Source organism: Evansella clarkii, assembly GCF_002019695.1.
GTDB lineage: Bacteria > Bacillota > Bacilli > Bacillales > Salisediminibacteriaceae > Evansella > Evansella clarkii.
In genome coordinates this window covers 4332955-4354005 of sequence record NZ_KV917376.1, presented here as the reverse complement: position 1 = coordinate 4354005, position 21051 = coordinate 4332955, and the positions used below count along the sequence as shown (strand labels likewise).

The window sequence follows — 21051 nt, the reverse complement described above, 5'->3', positions numbered from 1 at the left end:
TTATCGTGTATCGTTTACTTTAAGAAAATTATATGTAAAAAGAAATGGCTCTCACCATCTGTGAGAGCCATTTTGAATACACGGTTTATTCTTTATTCTGCTAATTTCAGTTTAAGATACTCATCATAAGAAATTTCTTTATCCAGGACCCCTGTTTCCCTGATTTCAATCACGCGATTGGCAATGGACTGAATGAACTGGTGGTCATGGGAAATGAACAGCATAGAACCTTTGAAATTAATCAGGCCGTTGTTAAGTGCTGTAATGGACTCAAGGTCTAAATGGTTTGTTGGATCATCGAGCAACAGGACGTTTGCTCCTCCAAGCATCATTTTGGACAGCATGCAGCGAACTTTTTCTCCTCCTGATAAGACACTTGCTTTTTTCTTAGCTTCTTCCCCTGAGAAGAGCATTCTGCCAAGGAATCCGCGAAGGAACGATTCAGTCTGGTCTTCAGGGGAGTACTGGCGCAGCCAGTCGACTAAGTCAAGGTCAACACCTTCAAAGTATTTCGCGTTGTCCTTAGGGAAGTATGCCTGCGATGTAGTAATTCCCCATTTATATGTTCCGCTGTCAGGCTCCATTTCGCCAGCAAGGATTTTTAACAGAGTAGAGTTGGCAATTTCGTTGCTTCCTACAACAGCCACTTTGTCATCCTTATTTAACGTAAAGCTGACGTTATCAAGAACTTTCACACCGTCAATGGTTTTTGTTAACCCTTCAACAGTGAGAAGGTCATTCCCAATTTCACGGTTTGGTTTAAAGGCAATATAAGGGTACTTACGTGAAGACGGCTTAATATCATCCAGCTCGATTTTATCAAGAAGTTTTTTCCTTGATGTAGCCTGTTTGGATTTTGAAGCATTTGCGCTGAACCGGGCTACGAAAGCCTGCAGCTCTTTAATCTTTTCTTCTTTCTTCTTGTTTTGGTCCTGTGCCATCTTTAATGCGAGCTGGCTGGACTCATACCAGAAATCGTAGTTTCCTACATAAATTTGAATTTTACCGAAATCAAGATCCGCAATATGTGTACACACTTTATTCAGGAAATGTCTGTCATGGGATACCACAATTACAGTATTATCAAAGTTAATAAGGAACTCTTCGAGCCATTGGATTGCTTCAATATCAAGGTGGTTAGTAGGCTCGTCAAGGAGAAGGACATCAGGATTACCGAAAAGTGCCTGTGCAAGAAGCACTTTAACTTTTTCGTTACCTGTCAGATCCGCCATTTTTTTCTGATGAAGATCTATTGATATACCGAGTCCCTTTAGAAGCACGGCTGCATCAGATTCTGCTTCATATCCGTTCATTTCAGCGAATTCCCCTTCAAGCTCGGCTGCTTTCATGCCGTCTTCATCAGAGAAATCCGGTTTCATGTAAATAGCGTCTTTTTCTTTCATTACTTCGAACAGACGCTTATAGCCCATTAAAACAACATCAAGAACGATTTCTTCTTCGTATTCGAAGTGGTTTTGCTTCAGCACAGCCATACGCTGTCCCGGCTGCAGGGAAACATGTCCTGTCTGTGATTCAATCTCCCCGGATAATATTTTGAGGAACGTAGACTTGCCGGCTCCGTTTGCACCAATTAAGCCGTAGCAGTTGCCCGGCGTAAATTTAATATTAACATCTTCAAACAGCTTGCGGTCGCCAAACTGCAAGCTGACATCTGTAACAGTAATCATTTAATATTCATCCTCTGCTAATAAAGTCTTAGAGAATTATAACATGAGAACTGGAAAAAGACGAGGTTTCTATTTTTCACAGCAGCTCCTTCAGTGACATATACATACGTATGGAGCGCCCGGGGAAAGGAGAGGCATTATGTATTCAGGAGGAAGCAATAAGAAGGAAATAAATAAATTTATCAGAGATTTGGAAAAAGCGATAAATGGGGAATACAGTGCAATTGAATGTTACGAGAGAATGGCGGATCAGGCATCAAATGAAAAAGAGAGAAATCAGATACTGGAAATCAGAAAGGACGAAATAAAACATTTTGAACAGTTTCTCATGCTTTATACATCAATAACAGGCCGTTCTCATTCACCGGTGGTAACCGAAGAGTGCCCGGGCAATTACCGGCTTGCGCTTCTGGCCGCATTTGAAGATGAGCAGAATACAGTAGACCTGTACAATAGTATGGCTGACAGAGCACCTGACTCATCCACACGCCGTATGTTCCGCCGGGCGGCATTGGATGAGCAGCATCATGCAGTATGGTTCCTGTCTTATTTAACGGTGAGGTAAAGCAAGAACATACAAAAACAGCGGCTTACAGCATAAAGGGCACTGTTACCGGGTGTTTTTTAATCAAAAGTGGCAAGAAAAGACGTAGGAAATGGCATACGTCTTTTCTTTATTAATCTTTATTAACTGGTCGATAAAAAGCTCCTTATACCCGCATCCAGGATCAAGTGGATTTGTACTTATCGGTTGGTGGTTCGAGTGAAGCAACCATTTTTATAAGTAGACGGATAAATTCTGCTTAATTCGTAATTCTTTTTAAATAACGCTTAAATAGACGGAAAGATTCCGCCTATTAACTCAAAAAAACTGGAAAATGGATGATTTAACTTCACATATCCGGAAAACCTCCCTTATATCCCCCGAAATGAGCTCCAATCTGCATATAACCGGATTATACCGGTTACTTTACTTCTTCTGATTACTCAATACAGGAAAAGACATATTATTTAAAAGGGAGTGAGTTAGCAGGCACTTATTCTTATATTATGAAGTACAAGGTTTAACGTTTAAGAAAACAGGTTATTTCATACGAGGGTGTAATGTTTAGATAACGAAAGAGGAGACAGCATGACTACTCAAAAAGATGCAGTAAAATTAATTACAGAAAAACCGGAAATAATCAGCAAAAACCTTACCTCCGCCGGGTTAGAAGAGAGCTCGGATGAAATACTTACAATACTGAAATTAAATGATAAATTTGGCAGGACAGTTTATGCAGTGGTATATTACAGCAGCTTAACGGATGAGCTTGCCGGCAAAATTATCAGGAAGGCCGGGAGTCTGCTCCGGAAGGACAAGAATACGGCCAGAGTCATAGTTGTATTGAAAACTATTACCGCTGATTATAAAGAGGCGCTAACTGATTCAAAGGTTGAGTGGGTAGAACTGGCAGAAGAAAAAATAGCTAACTACAGAAACAGGGAAGGAAAAACTGCCAAGGAACTTCCTGATGAAACATATGTATACGGGGAAAACCATAATGAAGAGGACAGCATTAGGCAGGAAGTGGTAAATGATACAGTGAGAGCTTTTTGTGAATGGCTGTTAAGCAAGGACCTTAATGCTTCCTGGAGAGAGTTTACACTTCTCGTCTCGGACCAGATTGAAGGGGACAATACTAAAAATGCTCTTCCTGGAAAACAGCGCCATTTCCAGTTATACAGAAATCAATTTTTAGCTTACGAAGGTAAAATAATAACGGAATATAAAAAGCACGAAAACACAGACAGTTATTCCTCTTTTTTAACAGTTCATTTAGCAAATCAGACAAAGCCTGGGGAGGATTTTAACGTTAATGAAGAAACAAAAGGAGTCTCAGTAAAGCTTAATAATTACGTAAACGAAAATACAGGGGAACTGGAAATCAGGGATAAGGAATGGCAGACATGCCTTCCGGAACAGGATGTTAAAATAATAGGGATGATTATGAATCGCTGGAAGCTTGGCGTTAATATAACTTTCCAGCCGGATCATGGAAATGAGGACATCTCCCTGGAATTAATGATTAAACAGCTGATCAGCCTTAGTCTTCTAATACAGGCTGCTAAAGGAAAAGTATCTTATGTGATGAAATGATAAAAGGGAACACGCCTGGCGTGTTCCCTTCCTGCTTTAAATTTTACTCGTAACTGCTTTCAAGTTCATTCACGAGGGAGCCTATATAATCAATGGCTGTACGGATAGCATCAGGTCTGGACATATCTACTCCGGCATGCTGCATTAACTCAAGAGGATCTTTTGTTCCTCCCGCTTTCAGCACTTCAAGCCAGCGGTCGATTACCGGCTGTCCTTCTTCCTCCATCAGCTTATAAACCGCCGTTGATGCTGTTAAGCCGGCCGAATAAGTGTAAGGGTAAAGTCCCATATAATAATGCGGCTGCCTCATCCATGTAAGTCCTGCCTCCTTATCGACAGCGACAGCATCTCCCCAGAAGCCTTCCAGCACCTCCTGTTTAATTCCTGTGAGTGTAGAAGCGGTATGCGGCTTACCTAGTTCCGCATGCTCATATACTCTTCTCTGAAATTCTCCTTCAAGAAGATGTGTAACGAAATTGTGATAGTATGTGCCAAGGAATTGTAAGATGACCCACCGTTTCATCCGCGGATCATCAGTAGCCTTTAGCAAGTGGTTTCCAAGGATAAGTTCATTCATCGTAGAAGGAGCTTCCACGAAATAAGTGGATGGACGGGTATCTCCTATCCGCTGGTTTTTATTTGCGAGATAAAAATGTCCCGCATGGCCAAGTTCATGAGCGAGAATAAAGGCGCCGCGCATTGTATCTTTCCATGTCATAAGAATAAAAGGATGAGAACCATAAGGGCTTGAACAAAATGCCCCGGTCATTTTTCCGGTATTATCTGCACGGTCAACCCAGCCTTCAGTAAGGCCTTTTTTCATTATCTCATGGTACTCCGGCCCCATAACTTCAAGAGCTTCAAGAATAATATCAGACACTTTCTCGTATGAAGTTTCCGGCTGGAATTCAGGGTCGAGAGGGGCTTTCAGGTCACAAAATTTCATTTCATCCAGACCGAGAACTTTTTTCTTAAGCCGGGCGAACTTCCGCATATGAGGCGCCAGTTCCTTATAGATAATGTTCAGCTGGTTTTCGTACATTTCTGTAGTGACTTTTTGCGGCTGCAGCAGCATATCGGTAACTGAATTGTAATTTCTTACTTTTGAGAGAGCTACTTGTTTTTTTACTTCCGTAGCATATACAGCGGCATATGTATTTTCGTACTGTTTTAATGTTTTTATAAAAGAATGGTAGGCATTGCGGCGCTCCTCTGTGTTTGGCGAGAGTTCGTACTGGTCTTCAAATAAAGCGAATGAAAGTGCCTTTTCTTCTCCGCCAGTACCAGTGAATGGATCGAATACCATATCTGATGATTTGCTTGTGGAGTATATTTTATAAGGTGCGTCTGTAACTTCTCCTAAAGAAGCAAGAACTTCTTCCGTTTCCGGTGAAAGAGCGTGAGGCTTTTTCTCTAGAATCCTCTCTAATGGTATACGGTATAACTCAAGTTCAGATTTTTCATTAAAAAATAAATTTATTTGGCCCTCAGGTAATGCAAGTATTTCAGATTCGATAAAAGCCAAAGCAGTATTGATTTTTGTCATTGAGGCACTCATAATTGCGAAGTCGGCCTGTGATTCAGGATTTGAACCGTCTTCCGCCAGTTTCAGGTTGGCATAAGTGGCAAGCAGGACAACTTTTTCCATCAGCTTTTCCTGAGCCTGCAGGCAATGCAGAAGATCCGCTGCGGAATTACGAAGTGTCCCTTTATATTTAGTAACCTGTGAGACAAAGCTCTCTGCTTCTTTCAGCTGTTTCATCCACTCTTCTTTTGAAGCAAACAGGTCTTCAGTTCTCCAGGTTTCTTCTCTTGTTACTTCTTCTCTTTTTGTTAACGTTTTTGTCATGGGTTCACTCCTCTAAAAAATGGCATATTATTCCCGAATTATCCCAATTATACTACATAAAATGAAAGAGTAATATCACTTTTCTGAAATTTAATTTTATCGTTTATAGTAATAGGTCTTTTGTATGATGAAGTAAAGAGGACGGGGCACTGGGCGAGCCTAAAAGCGAAGGCAGAGGAGCAGATGCACTTAAACTTTGGCAAGAAAAATCATCAATGCAAAGAATGCAAAGAAAAAACCTCACCGCTGAAAATATTATACTCTAAAATAAAAAAATTGTCAGCGCCTGCCACGAGAGGGCAGACGCCTGACACGATAATCTTACATTTCTTTAAATGAGTCTGTCATTAGCTCAGCATGACTATAAAATTCATTTATGAAAGTGATGTTGTTGAAACGGACAAAGGAGGCACCTTCGGAAAAGCCAAGGCCGAAGACCACGAAGGGACAAGCGTAACCTCACGAATAAGCGGCGCCATATGTGTTTTCGATTTATGAAGCGAAAACAGCCCAGAGTATGCCTGCAAGACCAGCAATAGCCATAAAATAGACTGGCTTAACGGGCATATCCCCATCGTTTTCCATCGCTTTACCAAACATAAAGAATACTAATGGATGAACAAGGAATGGCATAGAAAATATAAATGGAATTAGTAATGCTGCATCTGTCCCAAACATTTCTCCCTGTATAGCAGCAAACAGTCCGAAATGGGAAATAGCGCTCGTCTGGGCCATGGCTGCATAATCCATAGACATAGTACTGAAACCGAGAAGGAAGAGTCCCCCAAAGACAGCACAAATCTGCCAACCGAAAGAAAAAGCCATGAGGGCATTTACTTCGTTTCGGTCTCTGCCATCCGATCTCCTTAACTGCTGCAGAGCGAATATGGTGAGAGCAACGCCGATCAGGACAAGTATTAGTGTTGGCCAGAACCACAGGCCTCCGCGCTCAGCGCTGATTGCAAGAATAGAAAATACAAAAATATGGCCAAAAAACGGGATATTAATCATAATAGGTGCTCTTCTGGCAGCTGTTTTACCAAAATCACCTGCAGTGCACGCTCCTGTCAAACCAGAATGGGATAACGACCCAGCCATTCCCGGAGCCAGATTCCTTACATTTATTGAGCGGCCAAAATACATCAGCAGTGCAATTCCTCCGAACATCCAGAATAATTGACCGAAAAAGCCGTAGGCGATGACCGAATTCATTCCTTCGATGGAGAAGGCTTCTCCTATTCGGGATCCTCCAATCAGAAAATTCCCCGCAAGCACAATTGGAATACCTCCGAACAATAAGGCACGTATTGTGGGGCCGAAAGCCCATTTATAAAGAATCGCACCAAGGGCTGCAGATATCATCATGGCAAAAAAGATCTGGGGCAGTGCTATTACCGGACGTATAAGGGCAGCTGCCTGAAAAGAAAGGTAAAGAATGAGCAAAATAGCTCCCATCTCGGCCAGTCCTTTTCGCATATATAGATGTTTGTTTTTTATTTTTGCTTTATTATCAATCAGGATTATTGCTCCTGCCAGTCCAATATAGGCAATAAGAGGGTAATAACCGCTTAGCATCGTTCCTCCGTCACCACTGAATAAAAAACGGGATAATCCTTCAATACCAAGAAGGAGGAAGAATGACCTGATAATAAAGATAAACTGTGTCCGGCTTGTACCCAGCATCGTTTCCTCATCAGATGGAGCCATTAAGTCGTCCGGAGGGGTTTCTTTATTGCCAAGTATCTTTCTGAGCTCCTGCCCGCCTACAAAAAAGGAAACAGTCAGAGCGATGATTGTTGTGTTAGCCATCAGGCTTACAAAGGGAAATTCGGTAAGCCCGGGAGTTCCCACATCGCTGAGGACGAGTATGTAACCCATCGATAAACCGAAAATAACAATAATAAGAATTGGAGAATACCTTGTTCCTGCTACAACAGTCCTGGAAATGAGGACCATAGGGATAAGGAATAAAAAGATAATCCAGAATTGATTCAGCAGTTGAAGATTAGTTATTTGTTCAGTAATGTCCATAAATAAATATACTCCTTTATTATTAAGGTAACAGGCCTTATTTTACTTAATTCCGCCTGTTCTGAGCTTAATTTTTATGATAGATCCAGTGACCAGCAGCATAAGGGTTTATAACAGCATGGGAGGAACAACTGCCCAGATAATAACTATAACTGATTATGGATGTGCGGGGTTAATGAAAAATGAAAATTATTTGGCGTTTAACCTTAAGATTCTGATAGAAAAAGGATAGTAGCAGGTATTATTCCCATAAATAACAGTTTTACTGTGCTTTTATTGTTAAGGGAGCCAACAGACTATCCCGCTGGTTTTCTGAAAAGCAACAAAGGGAAACATTAACATAAACACGATATGCATACCAAACTGGTTACCCTGTTAAAAAAAACTGAATGAGCACATAAATATCTGCACATGGAAGTGATGAAAAATATGTATAAGAGAGCCTTAATACTTTATAACGACCAGGCAGGCCAGAACGAGGCTGTTAAAAACCTGGAAATCATAATTAACATTTTTGCACCGAAAATTCCTGAGATCATTCTCCGGAGAACAGAGAAAAAAGGAGACGGAGAAAGAATCTGCAGAGAAGAGGGGGGATCCGTTGATCTGGTTTGTATACTTGGAGGGGATGGCACGGTTCATGAGTGTATTAACGGACTGGCTGAACTGGAAAGGCCCCCTCATGCAGCCGTTTTGCCTGGAGGTACTTGCAACGACTTTCTCCGATCCCTCGGTGTTCCGCAGAATATGAAGCAGGCCGTACAGGCTGTATTCAGCGGAAAGGTGGAGGCGGTAGATGTTGTAAAAGTGAATGAGCGCTGGTTTACAAATTTCTTAGGCATTGGCTTAATTACCGAAACATCCGAGAATATAAACGATAATTTAAAGGAAGTGTTCGGGAAAATCAGTTATTTTATCAGTGCTCTGCAGACGATGAACACTATTGAACCATTTCCGTTTAAACTTACTGCCGACAATCATGTAATTGAGGACGAGGGAGTGATGATTCTCGTTGCTAACGGCCGTTTTATCGGAACGAGCGAGCTTCCTGTTTCCAGCATATCACTGCAGGACGGGATGCTCGATGTGTTTATTTTAAAGCAGGCTGGTATCCCTCTTGTAAGAAGCGTACTGCAGACAAAAGGGCTGAGCGAATGGAACCCTGATCCTGCGGAATTTGAGTATATAAGAACATCCGGGCTCTCCCTGGAAACCTCAGCTCCTGCTAAAATAGATATGGATGGAGAAATATATATGGAAACTCCCGTCAGAATCGAATTGGCTAAGAAACTTCCATTTGTTACAGGAGAGAATTTTTAATTTCCGCCATGGGAGGAGGAATAACGGAATAGATTAAGAAGTGGCTTTTAAAATCTACAGACATATACTGGATGTATATCCTTACTGAACTCCTGAGAATTTTTGCAGAAAAAGGAGATGATGATGGCACAAATGAATGTTTTTGTATATGGAACGTTAAGAACAGGTGAGAAATATTCCCATTTGCTGAAAGATGCAGAACGGACTGCTTCACAGGCCTGGATAAACGGCAGCCTGTATGATACACACTGCGGATATCCAGCTCTCGAAGCCCATCCATATGATATTGCTTACGGAGAATTATACCGTGTGAGTACTGAAGAACTTGCAATGCTAGATCTGCTGGAAGGCTATGAAGAAGGACGGAGGGAAAATCTGTTTTTCAGAGAAAAAGCAGTGGTTAATACCGATAACGGGGTCCGTGAGGCCTATGTCTACTATTTAGATCAATCGAGAAGTGATATGAAAAAGGAAAAAATCAGTTCAGGAGACTGGAAGCTGCATAAATGGCTGAAACAGCAGCCGGAAAGGCTGTTTTATTTTGCTTACGGTTCCTGTATGGATGATGAAAGAATCACCTCTGACGGAGCGGCAGAACATTTTAATAAAGATGTACTCTTCGGAAAGCTCAGCGGCTATTCTCTTTGTTATTCTATATCATCTAAAGATGGAGGCCGTGCGGATATTAGAGAAGGAGAAGGTTCCGTGGAAGGTATTTTATATACCGTGAGAAAAGAAGCTGTGGAATATCTGTTTCGCAGGGAAGGAGTACGTGCAGGAAGGTACCGTCCAGCCTTTGTTAATGTAGAGGCAGATGGCAGGGTAATCAAAAATGTGCTTACTTTTTCCGTAATTGAAAAAAAAGATGATATGAGGCCGCCTGATCATTATGCACTTGAAATATTACGGGGAGCGAAAGGGAGAGTTTCAGAGGAGTATTATGACCAGTTGAAAAGGCAGATGGAAATGCTCGGTGTGGAAACAGAAAAACTTGAAAAGAATATATTAAGTAATTATTAATTGAATAACAGAAGGGTAATAAAAAACTCTGTATGTATGAAGTGTGTTCTCAAAATAGCGAACACACTTCAGTTTCTTTCCCAGTAAATTTTGCCCTTTTTTTGTGTTTTATCAACTTCTACATAAAAATCATGCTTCTTATAAAAATGGACAAGCCGGTTAAGATGTCCCCAGTCCCTTTCAGAGATAGCTCCGGTAATATATTGAATATTATGTTCCCGAGCATGCTCCTGGAGGAACTTCATACATACACTGCCATGCCCCTTATTTTCTTCTCCGCGGATATCATCAATATGAATCTCCGAATCTCCAGTGTACGAAGCCTGAATGGAAAAATCCCAATGCCCGCGATAAGGTGTTTCGCAATCATGTATATTTATTTTACAAACATGTTTATCTTTCACTGCATAAACAATTACCCATTTTTCTTCTTTAGTCATTTCAATGCCGAGAACTTTACCACGCTTTGATATTTCCTTCATATTTTCCTGCATTCGGAATACTTGATATTCGAGATTTTCAATTTCTTGAATTAGTTCTTCTTTCGACTTTTCTTCCTTTTTGGCAAATGCCGAAGATACAGTAAGCATAGGGATTCTCCTTTCACAATTGTATAGCGGCAGTGGAATATTACCCACAAATTATGCATTCTACTAGACTTGCCCTTTAGTTTCAAGGGATAAATAAAGAATAGTAAGCGGATGGAAAATAAAAAAACGTATTACTTGCTTTACAAAGGTTTAACACGAAGCGGAAAATGGTATATATTCTCTAAGTGATTGTTTCCATCAGGAAATAACACACAATGAAATTTCACAAACAAATGTGTTTGTTAATCTATTAAGCAACAGGAGGTATTACGTATGGATCTAGTACACAAAGAATTTCAAAATGACCAGGACGCCATTCAGGCAATCGAATCACTGAAAACAAAAGGTGTGGACGAAGATAACATTTATGTAATTACTCATGACAGCGACCGCACGAGCCGTGTAGCTGATGAGGCGGACGCAAGCACTGTTGACATGTCAGACCAGGGTCTTTCAACTACTGTTAAAAATGTATTCCGCAGCAAAGGCGACGAACTGAGAGCAAAATTCAAAGAGCTTGGATTTTCTCAGGATGAAGCGGAAAACCTTGAAGAAAAGCTGGATGAAGGAAAAGTAGTCGTAGCTGTCACAGACACAAATGACAACACAATTTTTCAGTAAAAAATAATGGTATTCTAAAAGAAGCAGCTGTCTATGCTGCTTCTTTTTTATTGTGTGCCCGGCATGTGCATACGCTTTAGGGTTCAAGTCCCGAACAGTGAAGGTCGTTGTAACTGCTAGCTAAAGGCAAGGGTGTCCGGGGCGACTCGGAATCTGAAGGAAGCCGGAGGCAAATCTCCGACCCGAGGAACACGAATCTCATACAAGGCTGTCTGGTCTGGATGAGGCTGCAAAACAAGTCAAAGTCCTAACGACCGAAGGATCCGGCAGTAAATGAGGCGGGTATATGGAGAGGAAGTTTATGCACTTACCCGGGGAGGTCTGACAGGAACGCCGTACAAATGCGGTAACTGATTCCAGGAGGAATCACTGAACTGTCAGAAGTCAGCCGAAGCCATAGTACCACAGATTTCTAGATTTTGTGGGAAGGGCTGAATCATGAAAAGAGTGCTCATCCACCTGCGTACGTATCATTCGATGACACAGAATATACCAGCTTGCCTAGGAAGCAGAGGTGAATCCCTCCAGGGCTTAGGAAGCGTGGAGAATGATACCACACAATGGAAAGGAAGAGCCACGTGGAGGTTAATGTGATGTTGGAAGAGATATTACACCGAGACAATTTGAATAAAGCATATCTCAAGGTAGTCCAAAATAAAGGGAGCCAGGGCGTTGACGGCATTACCACTGCGGAACTGAAATCCCAGATCTCCGAAGAATGGTCTGCCATCCGCCAGGGGCTCTTGTCGAGAACCTACCAACCGTCACCGATCCGCCGAGTCGAAATCCCGAAACCGGACGGGGGTAAACGGAAGTTAGGGATCCCGACTGTCATGGACCGTCTGATCCAGCAATCCATTAATCTCTACCTTCAACGAATCTATGATCCGACATTTTCTAAGAACAGTTACGGTTTCCGCCCGAAACGACGAGCCCATGATGCCGTGTTGAAAGCAAAACAGTATATCAACGAAGGGTACACATGGGTGGTCGATATTGATCTGGAGAAATTCTTCGACAAAGTGAACCACGACCGGTTGATGCGAACGTTAAGTTACCGTATTAGCGACAGAAGGGTGTTGAGCATCATCCGGAAATACCTTCAGGCAGGAATCATGGAAAACGGATTAGTTAGGCAAAACGACATGGGGACTCCCCAAGGGAGTCCATTAAGCCCGCTTCTCTCAAATATTGTCCTGGATGAATTGGACAAAGAACTGGAGAAACGGAGTATTCGCTTTGTCCGCTATGCGGACGACTGCCAGATTTACACGGGGTCAAAGAAAGCCGCAGAGCGTATCCGAAAGAACATGATCACCTTCATTGAAGATAAACTGAAGCTAAAGGTAAATCGGGAAAAGAGCGCGGTAGACCGTCCGTGGAAACGAAAGTTCCTGGGTTTCAGTTTCACAGCTTCTTCTAAAGGAAAAGCGAAAATAAGAATACACAGGGAATCAATCCAACGGGCAAAAGGTCGAATCCGTGAGATTACTTCCCGAAAGAAAAGTATTCCTATGGAATACAGAATTGGCAAGCTGAACCGGTTTATCGTCGGCTGGAGAAATTATTTCCGACTGGCGGAAACACCCTCGGTATTAAAGGAATTAATGAAGTGGATAAGAAGAAGACTTCGAATGGTACGATGGAAAGAATGGAAGAAACCGAAAACAAAAGTCAGAAACCTAATCGCCTTGGGAGTATCGAAGCAGAAGGCTTATGAATGGGGAAACACAAGAAAAGGCTACTGGCGAGTCGCCTGTAGCCCAATTCTCCACCATACGCTTAATGACGCCTATTGGCGCAGGATGGGTTTGAAGTCGTTGATATAACGTTTGATTTTCATGAAACCGCCGTATACGGATCCGTACGTACGGTGGTGTGAGAGGTCGGGGGTTAGTCACCCCCTCCTACTCGATTTTAGAAACTGTGGGAACTCGTTAGAGAATATGCATACCTTGTAAAAAGGCGAAATACCTGTAATAATTCATAGTAATATTATTGGAATTAAAAGAGGTGGATGTTAATGAAAGAAGTACCAGTTACGTTAGTCAGGGCAAATCAGACGATGCTTGTCTGTTTAACTGCACTTGCAATCTTATTTCAGGCGGTATGGATTGCCGGCCTTGCACTTGCAGCCGTTATCTCTTCCCTGGTTTTCGGTCCAAAAGGGAACATAGCATTTCGGGTTGCCAGAGCAGTAACAAAGAAGGATCTTTCACGGGACGATACGGAAGCAGCAGTTTTACAAAGGTTTAACCAGACGATAGCTGCTTCTTTATTAGCGGCAGGAGTGCTTGTACTTCTTATCACAGGACACTGGTCAGGCTGGTTGTTTATCGGCATGGTTACTATCGCTGCTTCTGTTGCTTTAATGGGTTTTTGCGTCGGGTGTTTTCTGTATTATCAGTTTAAGAAAATCACTTATGAGGCGAGAAACAGATAATTTCTTTAACTGGCGAGGGGATCCCGTAAGGTTGCTAATTTTGGACCTTAAAGGGATTTCCTCTTTTTGTTTTAACAGCGTATCTGCTCTCTATCTGCGGCACGTTATGATTAGCAAAATAGTAACAAGGGGATTTATAATAACTAAGAAGTTTAATATACAAAACAGGTGATACTATGGAATTTTCTTCAGATTTTAAATACGGAAATTCTCAGGAAGCCCAGCTTTCTGAAGAGAAATTAGCGGAAATGAGCGAAAAGCTTGAACAGGAAAAAGCACAAACTTGTATTGTATACCGTAATGGGAGAATCATACACGAGTACTATAAAAAACCAAATCTTCCGAATGAATTACAGACAGTTAATTCTGTCACGAAAAGTGTACTTTCTATTGTGACGGGGATCGTTGTGGACAAAGGTCTCATTAACAGTACAGAAACTCCTTTATCACAATTTTTTCCTGAACTTTCAGCTGATGTGGCTGGAAAAGGGAATATTACTTTAAAGCAGGTGCTGACTATGACTACGGGTATTGACTTACCTGGAAATAAAGAAATGCTCCAGTCACAAGACTGGCTCAAATTTATTTGGAGCCGCCCTCTGAGGAATGAGCCAGGGACAAAAATGCATTACAGCTCAGCAGATTCCCATATCCTTAGTGCGATTATAAGAAATGCTTCAGGCAAAGATGCTTCTGATATTGCTAAGGAATACTTGTTTTCTCCTCTTGGCATAGAAGATTTCCAATGGGAGAGGGATCCTGCCGGTCTTCCTGTCGGCGGCTGGGGACTGAAGCTGAGAAGTATAGACCTGCTAAAAATCGGTATTCTGGCTCTTAATCATGGAAAGTGGAAAGAAAGACAGCTCGTGAGTGAGCGGTGGATGAATGCTGCAGCAAAGCCCCATGCTCCATCAAAAGCACCTGGCCAGCATTATGGATATCACTGGTGGATCAGCAAATCTCCTGGTGGGAATCTCCCGTCATTCTTATATGCCGCCGGAAGAGGGGGACAGTATATTTTTATTGTGCCGGAATATGACCTGATTGCTGTCTTTACTGGTAAATATACAGGCGAGAAGGAAAGCATCAGGCCGTATCAGCTGTTTATACAGTATATCTTAAAGGCGGTTAAAGAATAGAGTAAAACATGTAAAATGGCAGGCTGCTGAATTTGTCAATGATCTTTCCTTCAGCCGGCTGCACCAGTAACTCCATCAGCAATCTATATGCAAGTCAGTTTTTTTATTAAAATATTTCACATATCGTAAATGAAAACGCAAATTTTAATACAACCAAGAATTCAGCTGCAATGTAAAAAACGACTCGTAAAGAAAGGATGATAGCATGCTCAGCGAAACAAAAGAGAAAGCAGAGATGACGGCCCAAATTATCGCCCAACAGAAAAACACCGTAATTCTCACCGGTGCAGGGATGTCAACAGAGAGCGGGATTCCTGACTTTCGTTCTGAGTCCGGCTGGTGGAGGAAGATAGATCCGTTAAGTATTGCCACCGCAGAAGCTGTTGAGGAAAATTATTCTTTATTTCATGAGTTTTACAGTGACCGGTTATCAACATTATCAGAGTGCCGCCCTCACGAAGGCCATTATTGCCTGGCAAGCTGGGAGAAAAGTGGCCTGGTGACACTTGTGGCAACACAAAATGTTGATGGGTTTCACCAGAAAGCTGGCTCAGTAAACGTAGAAGAGCTTCATGGTTCTATACATAGATTCAGGTGCCATAACTGTGGAGAAATAGCAGACAAAGAAGAATTCATGAGGCAGACAACATGCAGGGAATGTGAGGGGAAACTTCGACCCAGTGTCGTCCTGTTTGGAGAAATGCTTCCTGAAACCGCCTGGCAAAGAAGTATGGAGCTGGTGGAGAAAGCTGAATTGGTTTTAGTAATCGGATCAAGTTTACAAGTGTACCCTGTAAGTCAGCTTCCGGCGATTACCAGAGGAAAAACCGCCCTTATTAACAGAGACGAAACTTCTGCTGATACTGATTTTGACCTGGTGATGAAAGGCAGTGCGAAAGAAATTTTGCAGTACATGGATAACTACTTGAAGAATGCGGAGGTTTAGAGAGAAACTTCTAATGTTCTGTTAATTAATTTCTTTTTTTATACATGTAATTGCTTCGGAGTTGCACACTAGTAAAGAAATTCATAAAAACTCCGGAGGTAATTGTAATGGTTAAGAAAACATTAACGGTTTGGTGTGTACTGCTGTTTATACTCCCGATGATGGGACATGCCCAGAACATCCAAATGTTCAACGAAGCACCATTTGAACATTATAAAGTATCGAGAGGAGACACATTTTGGTTCATCGGCCAGAGATATAATGTGGATTACAGAGAACTAATGAGACTTAATCCTGATATTGACCCTCTCAATATGCAAATTGGTGAAGTGATCAGACTTAAGCCTTCTGCAGAACATCACACACAATTTGAAGACCAGGTAGTGGAAATAGTTAACAGTCACAGGGCTAATAATGGACTAAGCCCTCTGCAGCACAGGGCGGATCTGAAAAATGTAGCTCACAGAAAAGCAGAAGATATGATTAACTCTGATTATTTTTCCCATAACAGTCCTAACTACGGTTCGCCGTTTGACATGATGCGGACCTATGGGATTAGTTATTCGGCAGCCGCTGAAAATATCGCAAAAGGCCAGACAACACCTGAACAGGTAATGAACTCGTGGATGAATTCTCCGGGACACAGGCAAAATATTCTGAACGGTCAATTTGACTCAATCGGTGTTGGTTTTTACCAGGGGGCGTGGGTGCAGCTGTTTATTAAAGCAAGATAACTAAACAAAAAGAGGCCAGCCGGCCTCTTTTTGTTTATGCTTTCTTATTCTCTATCTTAATGTGATGTTTTGCCGCAGCATTGTACCCATATCCTTTCTTGTTCCAAAAAGGGGTCATAGGCTGCTGCCTTCCCTCAGAATCTTTTGCTCTTGAATAAATCGTATATTCACCAGGTTCTGCTGTGTCCCATAAATACCTCCAAGGAACCCAGGCGTATATATTGCTGGTTCTGCCAAGGTCAGCCTCTGACCATGTTTTCCCTTTATCTGTACTTACCTGTACACTCTCAATATTCCCTTTACCGGACCACGCCAGCCCCTGTATATAATGAGGCCCAAGTGAAAGGATGGCATAATCCTGAGGTTTCTGAATGATTGATTTTATATTAATGGTTGTAACCGGAAAAGGGGAAATCTCAGCTTCATTTGCAGGGTAATAAACATAATCTTCTGTTTGGAAAGGGCCGTGAAACTGGCGATTGATCACATTTATATTTGTCAGCCACTTAACGGACGCCATGCCGTACCACTGTGGCACAATGAGCCGTAGGGGCCCTCCATTTTTATAAGGGACAGGATTTCCTTCATATATACAGGCGATCATAGTATCTTCATGCAGAGCCTTTTTTAAGGGGAGACTTCGTTTAAATAGCTTTAATTTTCGCCGCTTTTTTTACCGAAATCAGCCCCAGTAAACACAATCTCTTGCGCACTGTCTTTGAGGCCTGTGTACTCCAGTAAAATACGCAATGGAACTCCTCTCCATCTCCCATGACTTACTGCTCCGTTTTTCCATTGCTCGCCAAAAACACCAGGCTCAAAAAAAGAACGTCCGTTACCTGCACATTCAAGAGTGAAGTTTATCTCTTTCAGAGGCATCTGGAGCAGATCTTTAAAAGTAAAAATGAGTGGCTGAAGAACGTCACCGCTGATCTGTGCACTGCCGGGTATTTTCATATAAGAAGGATAAGAAAAGTGGTTTCTTCTGAAGAGATATTTCTCCCTTGTTGTGTACTCATAGAGAAAATGTACTGGAGATTCCTGGTTTTCCGGGGTCAGGCTCCTCGTTGTTAAATAAGGCCTGTTCACTGGTCTGTCCATCACCTTGCCTCCTTTGTTAATCGTTCAAGTTTTTTTCTTGCTGGAAACTGTATAGACGTGAGTGCTGATTTTCGGGATCCCTCTCCTTACTGTAATGTTATTGTGAACACAGGCTACGCAAAACATAGTTTCTTTCTCACTGTGCAAAATAAGCGAGAAAGCCTTAAATTCCTGGAGGTTTATATGAAAAGACTTATCGTTTCTTTTACGACAGCAGCGTCTCTCCTGTTAACTCCTGCGGTAGTGAGCGGACATGTGAAGTGGTTTACAGAGGCAGAACCTGCTAAGGAACCTATCGAAGAGATTATTAGTCCATTTTTTATTTTTACTGCTTTGTTTACAGCAGCGATTTTATCAGTTCTTCCCCAGGTGCTCCCAAAGTTTATGAATGTGGAGCCTGTGAGAAAGCTGGATAGGAAGCTGGAGGAAATGCGGCCGTATACTTTTCCGATTTTAAGGTATGGAGCTGCTGCCGCTTTAGTTATTCAGGTGCTGACAGGAGGTTTATTTGCTCCTGAACTGGCGTATGAAACAGTGCTTGTTCCCATACTGACCTGGGCTGCTATTGCCGCAATATTTGTCCCGCACCGTTATGCAGTAAGAACCGGAGCCGTGCTCATCCTCTGTCTTTTTCTAAATAAAGTTTTTCAATATGGCATTTTTCATATGCTTGATTATGCCTTTTATCTGGCGGTTATTTTTGTGCTGTTAATGGCAGGTACGAAATATGAAAAATGGGGATTTCCCCTGCTGTATCTTGCGACTGGGCTCTCTTTATGCTGGGTGGCGGTAGAAAAGTGGGTTTACCCAGGCATGGCTGAAGATATAATTATTTCGCATGGTGTTCCAACTTTTGGCTTTGCCGCTGAAACTTTTGTAAGTCTCAGTGCTTTTATTGAATTTGTAGTAGGATATTTGCTTGTTGTAGGGATATTAAACCGGCTGCTTGCCTTCGTTTTGACAGGGATATTTATGATGACTACCACATTATTTGGTTTTGTGGAAATCATCGGCCATTTTATGATCCATATAATACTGGCGACATTTATTATTGAAGGTGTTTCATTCTATAAACCGCCAATCAGTATTCATAAAACTATTATTGATCAGATGGTCTTTGTATTCTTAAATTTTTTATTTGTTCTATGTACTTTTTTGCTTATTTATTTTCGGTTCGCATGAAAGTTTGAAATGGTGAAGAATTATAAGGAACCAGTAAGACATAGTAACTTAGACATTGATAAGACTTCAATTCCCATGTTAAAGATCGGTAAATAGACCTATAAATAATTTTTTTGAAGGGGGAGGACATCCTTTTGTCGAAAAATTGAATCAAAGCAGTTAAATTTAAGAAAACGTTTATTCTTTTATAATGCTTCTATTTTAGGAGGGGTGAGAAGAATGTATATCGGCAGAAGGCTGGCATATTTAAGGAGGAAAAGAGGTTTTTCCCAGGAAGGTGTTGCAGCCGGAGTCGTGTCCCGTGGCCATTACAGCAATATTGAAGCTGGCAGATACAGAGCATTGAACGATATCTTAGTAAGCCTGGCTGATAAACTGGATGTGCCTGCAAATTACTTGCTTCAATGGGAGTCGTCGAGCCCTGTTCTTGAGCACTATTTAATCAAACTGCAATATTGTCTGGACAATTATGAATATAAAGAAGCTGAGAGTTTTATTCAGACGATTACAAAAGAATTTACGTATATTAATTCTCTTCATCAGGAAATACATTTCCTCCTTCTCGAATCATTGTTTTATATAAAAATTAAAGATTACCACCGGGCGAAGGGGGTAATAGAAAAAGTACAATATTTAACTGATGAAGGGAAAATGGTGCCAGCATGTCTTAAATATTTGTTTTACTATGTTACCGGTGCCTGGTTTTATGTAGCTGGTTTTTATGAGAAAAGCCTGGAAAACTTTAAAACAGCATTAGAAAAAGCCAGCAGTAAAAACAGTACTGCAAGATTATATTATAATATGGCTCTCGCATTATACGAGACATATGACAGGGGCAAGGCGGCAGAATACGGAAAAAAGGCACTGGAGATTTTCATAAATGAGCACAAGTGGCTTCATATAATATACATCTATCTCCTCTTAGGAGTTATTCACTGGGACAAAAGAGAATATAGTGAGTCGGAGGCATATCTGCATAAAGCACTTGATCTTGTTAAAGTATACGGGAATGATGAACTCGAAGGAAAGGTTTATCATAACCTTGGACTTGTCTATGATTCAAAACATGACAAGGAGAAAAGTATTAAGTATTTAATCCTGAGTGTAGATAAGAAATTAGCGGATAACTGTGAATCAATTATCATTACTTATGGTGTGCTGGCAGAAGTACTTATTTCTGCAGGCCAGATAACAAGAGCCGGAGAAGTGGTCAGAGCGGCAAGGGAATATGCTAAATCTGAAGAACACTTTTCTATGTTAATGGCAATTGAGGCAAAGATTCACTATACGCGAGAAAACTGGACGAAGTATGAAGAAATAATGGAGCGGCTCATTACTTATTACAGGGAAAGTGAACGATGGTCCGATGTAAAATTATTATCGGAAGAATATTCCGAATATTTAGGTAATAGATATAAGTATAAGGATGCTTTCTACTACTCCAGAGCAGCATTGGAAGCATACCGTAAGCTTGCAGAAAAAGGGGGGGGCATAAGATGAAAAAAGCTGTACTGTTATTATTTGCTCTTGTGCTTTTGTCACTACCTGTGCAATTTGACCCGGGCGGAATGGTTGAAGAGGCAAAAAAAGGAGATACTGGCGGGATAATGTGATTGCCTGCTTGTATAAAAGCAAGCAAAAGCTGATATTTATTCACTTAATAAGCAAAAAAAGAAGCGTTGCTTAACCTTCCTGCTCCAGGAAGGTTTCTTTATTTTTAAAGAGAATACATTACATAATCTTTGAGAAAAGAGGATTGTCCATCCAGAATACTGGATGAGAAAAGAGAGGAGATCATATCATGAAGAAGAAGCTTGTGGTAGTGCTGTTAGTCGTTATTTTGTACACTGGGCTGGCGCTTCCGTCTCAAGTGGAAACTGTTACAGGGGAACACGGCTTTTATCTTTTGCAGGAAGACGCTGCAGTAACTTGCTTCCTGGTTGTGAACACTGCTTCTGGTGGCCCCGTCTTCTATGAAATGACATATGCCTCTGATAAGCTGTTCGTTCTGGGTAAATTAAAAGAGTTTAGCGAACTGGTTTGTGAAAAGATCATTGTAGTCAGCAAATCTCAGAATAAGATCCCGGCAAATCCAATAACTAATAAATTCTCCTGGATATCTGCTCCCGGGGAGGTCGTCAGTATTCTCCGGAGCTTGTTTAAAGGGTGGATTGAAAACGGTATCTGGTTCCAGTTACTCTTTTTTTAGGATAACCAGCTCCTTCCTTCACAGGGAGGAGTTTTTAT

The 21051-nt window shown here is 41.5% G+C and carries 19 protein-coding genes; 13 read left to right on the top strand and 6 right to left on the bottom strand.

Going from position 1 to position 21051, the window contains the following annotated elements; genetic code table 11:
• Positions 1–92: 92 nt before the first annotated feature.
• Positions 93–1688, bottom strand: coding sequence for an ABC-F family ATP-binding cassette domain-containing protein (locus BK582_RS20485; protein WP_078596809.1), 1596 nt, complete (start codon positions 1686–1688; stop codon positions 93–95).
• Between the two features lie 139 nt (positions 1689–1827).
• On the opposite strand from BK582_RS20485, the gene BK582_RS20480 reads away from it, so the two are divergent.
• Both BK582_RS20480 and BK582_RS20475 read left to right on the top strand, forming a co-directional pair.
• On the top strand, positions 1828–2253 hold the full coding sequence (locus tag BK582_RS20480) for a ferritin-like domain-containing protein (protein WP_078596808.1): 426 nt from the start codon (positions 1828–1830) through the stop codon (positions 2251–2253).
• A 567-nt stretch (positions 2254–2820) separates the two neighbouring features.
• The gene (locus BK582_RS20475; RefSeq protein ID WP_078596807.1) at positions 2821–3828 is read left to right on the top strand and encodes a hypothetical protein; all 1008 of its coding nucleotides are present in this window, start codon (positions 2821–2823) and stop codon (positions 3826–3828) included.
• A gap of 43 nt (positions 3829–3871) precedes the next feature.
• On the opposite strand, the gene pepF is transcribed toward BK582_RS20475, so the two are convergent.
• Positions 3872–5677 carry an oligoendopeptidase F gene (gene pepF, locus BK582_RS20470; protein WP_078596806.1) on the bottom strand — a complete coding sequence of 602 codons (1806 nt, stop codon included), beginning with the start codon at positions 5675–5677 and terminating at the stop codon, positions 3872–3874.
• A gap of 492 nt (positions 5678–6169) precedes the next feature.
• Positions 6170–7708: a hypothetical protein gene (locus BK582_RS20465; protein ID WP_078596805.1), complete on the bottom strand. Its 1539-nt coding sequence runs from the start codon at positions 7706–7708 to the stop codon at positions 6170–6172.
• Between the two features lie 411 nt (positions 7709–8119).
• On the opposite strand from BK582_RS20465, the gene BK582_RS20460 reads away from it, so the two are divergent.
• Both BK582_RS20460 and BK582_RS20455 read left to right on the top strand, forming a co-directional pair.
• Positions 8120–9028, top strand: a complete 909-nt coding sequence (locus BK582_RS20460) for a diacylglycerol/lipid kinase family protein (RefSeq protein ID WP_244895449.1) — start codon at positions 8120–8122, stop codon at positions 9026–9028.
• A gap of 132 nt (positions 9029–9160) precedes the next feature.
• Positions 9161–10048, top strand: a complete 888-nt coding sequence (locus BK582_RS20455) for a gamma-glutamylcyclotransferase family protein (RefSeq protein ID WP_244895448.1) — start codon at positions 9161–9163, stop codon at positions 10046–10048.
• A gap of 68 nt (positions 10049–10116) precedes the next feature.
• On the opposite strand, the gene BK582_RS20450 is transcribed toward BK582_RS20455, so the two are convergent.
• Positions 10117–10638, bottom strand: a complete 522-nt coding sequence (locus BK582_RS20450) for a hypothetical protein (RefSeq protein WP_078596802.1) — start codon at positions 10636–10638, stop codon at positions 10117–10119.
• A gap of 273 nt (positions 10639–10911) precedes the next feature.
• Here BK582_RS20450 and BK582_RS20445 point away from each other — a divergent pair, with 273 nt between their 5' ends.
• The 6 genes from BK582_RS20445 (at position 10912) to BK582_RS20420 (ending at position 16521) form a co-directional block, all read left to right on the top strand.
• Positions 10912–11259 carry a YflT domain-containing protein gene (locus tag BK582_RS20445; protein WP_078596801.1) on the top strand — a complete coding sequence of 116 codons (348 nt, stop codon included), beginning with the start codon at positions 10912–10914 and terminating at the stop codon, positions 11257–11259.
• A gap of 590 nt (positions 11260–11849) precedes the next feature.
• Positions 11850–13088 (top strand): group II intron reverse transcriptase/maturase, encoded by a 1239-nt coding sequence (ltrA, locus tag BK582_RS20440; RefSeq protein ID WP_078597867.1) that lies wholly within the window; start codon positions 11850–11852, stop codon positions 13086–13088.
• Positions 13089–13282: 194 nt separating this feature from the next.
• Positions 13283–13702 (top strand): DUF4395 domain-containing protein, encoded by a 420-nt coding sequence (locus BK582_RS20435; protein ID WP_078596800.1) that lies wholly within the window; start codon positions 13283–13285, stop codon positions 13700–13702.
• A gap of 176 nt (positions 13703–13878) precedes the next feature.
• Entirely contained in the window at positions 13879–14841 is a 963-nt protein-coding gene (locus tag BK582_RS20430) for a serine hydrolase domain-containing protein (protein WP_078596799.1), read from the top strand.
• 205 nt (positions 14842–15046) lie between these two features.
• A complete protein-coding gene (locus BK582_RS20425) occupies positions 15047–15787 on the top strand; it encodes an SIR2 family NAD-dependent protein deacylase (protein ID WP_244895447.1) in 741 nt (246 codons plus the stop codon).
• Positions 15788–15894: 107 nt separating this feature from the next.
• Positions 15895–16521 (top strand): CAP domain-containing protein, encoded by a 627-nt coding sequence (locus BK582_RS20420; protein ID WP_078596798.1) that lies wholly within the window; start codon positions 15895–15897, stop codon positions 16519–16521.
• A gap of 34 nt (positions 16522–16555) precedes the next feature.
• Here BK582_RS20420 and BK582_RS27905 read toward each other — a convergent pair whose 3' ends face one another.
• Positions 16556–17125, bottom strand: a complete 570-nt coding sequence (locus BK582_RS27905; protein ID WP_276328220.1) for a molybdopterin-dependent oxidoreductase — start codon at positions 17123–17125, stop codon at positions 16556–16558.
• 50 nt (positions 17126–17175) lie between these two features.
• The gene (locus BK582_RS28150; RefSeq protein ID WP_276328219.1) at positions 17176–17622 is read right to left on the bottom strand and encodes a molybdopterin-dependent oxidoreductase; all 447 of its coding nucleotides are present in this window, start codon (positions 17620–17622) and stop codon (positions 17176–17178) included.
• A gap of 183 nt (positions 17623–17805) precedes the next feature.
• On the opposite strand from BK582_RS28150, the gene BK582_RS20410 reads away from it, so the two are divergent.
• From BK582_RS20410 to BK582_RS20400, 3 genes are all read left to right on the top strand, one after another.
• Positions 17806–18804, top strand: a complete 999-nt coding sequence (locus tag BK582_RS20410) for a hypothetical protein (RefSeq protein WP_078596797.1) — start codon at positions 17806–17808, stop codon at positions 18802–18804.
• A 219-nt stretch (positions 18805–19023) separates the two neighbouring features.
• Positions 19024–20304, top strand: a complete 1281-nt coding sequence (locus BK582_RS20405) for a tetratricopeptide repeat protein (protein WP_078596796.1) — start codon at positions 19024–19026, stop codon at positions 20302–20304.
• Between the two features lie 301 nt (positions 20305–20605).
• Positions 20606–21013: a hypothetical protein gene (locus BK582_RS20400; RefSeq protein ID WP_078596795.1), complete on the top strand. Its 408-nt coding sequence runs from the start codon at positions 20606–20608 to the stop codon at positions 21011–21013.
• The last annotated feature ends 38 nt before the right edge of the window (positions 21014–21051 follow it).

Coding starts and splice junctions, on each gene's coding strand:
- BK582_RS20405 (WP_078596796.1), top strand. CDS start 19,024: ATGTATATCGGCAGAAGGCTGGCATATTTAAGGAGGAAAAGAGGTTTT.
- BK582_RS20460 (WP_244895449.1), top strand. CDS start 8,120: ATGGAAGTGATGAAAAATATGTATAAGAGAGCCTTAATACTTTATAAC.
- BK582_RS20435 (WP_078596800.1), top strand. CDS start 13,283: ATGAAAGAAGTACCAGTTACGTTAGTCAGGGCAAATCAGACGATGCTT.
- BK582_RS20410 (WP_078596797.1), top strand. CDS start 17,806: ATGAAAAGACTTATCGTTTCTTTTACGACAGCAGCGTCTCTCCTGTTA.
- BK582_RS20475 (WP_078596807.1), top strand. CDS start 2,821: ATGACTACTCAAAAAGATGCAGTAAAATTAATTACAGAAAAACCGGAA.
- BK582_RS20480 (WP_078596808.1), top strand. CDS start 1,828: ATGTATTCAGGAGGAAGCAATAAGAAGGAAATAAATAAATTTATCAGA.
- pepF (WP_078596806.1), bottom strand. CDS start 5,677: ATGACAAAAACGTTAACAAAAAGAGAAGAAGTAACAAGAGAAGAAACC.
- BK582_RS20485 (WP_078596809.1), bottom strand. CDS start 1,688: ATGATTACTGTTACAGATGTCAGCTTGCAGTTTGGCGACCGCAAGCTG.
- BK582_RS20445 (WP_078596801.1), top strand. CDS start 10,912: ATGGATCTAGTACACAAAGAATTTCAAAATGACCAGGACGCCATTCAG.
- BK582_RS20420 (WP_078596798.1), top strand. CDS start 15,895: ATGGTTAAGAAAACATTAACGGTTTGGTGTGTACTGCTGTTTATACTC.
- BK582_RS28150 (WP_276328219.1), bottom strand. CDS start 17,622: ATGGACAGACCAGTGAACAGGCCTTATTTAACAACGAGGAGCCTGACC.
- BK582_RS27905 (WP_276328220.1), bottom strand. CDS start 17,125: ATGATCGCCTGTATATATGAAGGAAATCCTGTCCCTTATAAAAATGGA.
- BK582_RS20400 (WP_078596795.1), top strand. CDS start 20,606: ATGAAGAAGAAGCTTGTGGTAGTGCTGTTAGTCGTTATTTTGTACACT.
- BK582_RS20465 (WP_078596805.1), bottom strand. CDS start 7,708: ATGGACATTACTGAACAAATAACTAATCTTCAACTGCTGAATCAATTC.
- BK582_RS20430 (WP_078596799.1), top strand. CDS start 13,879: ATGGAATTTTCTTCAGATTTTAAATACGGAAATTCTCAGGAAGCCCAG.
- BK582_RS20455 (WP_244895448.1), top strand. CDS start 9,161: ATGAATGTTTTTGTATATGGAACGTTAAGAACAGGTGAGAAATATTCC.
- BK582_RS20450 (WP_078596802.1), bottom strand. CDS start 10,638: ATGCTTACTGTATCTTCGGCATTTGCCAAAAAGGAAGAAAAGTCGAAA.
- BK582_RS20425 (WP_244895447.1), top strand. CDS start 15,047: ATGCTCAGCGAAACAAAAGAGAAAGCAGAGATGACGGCCCAAATTATC.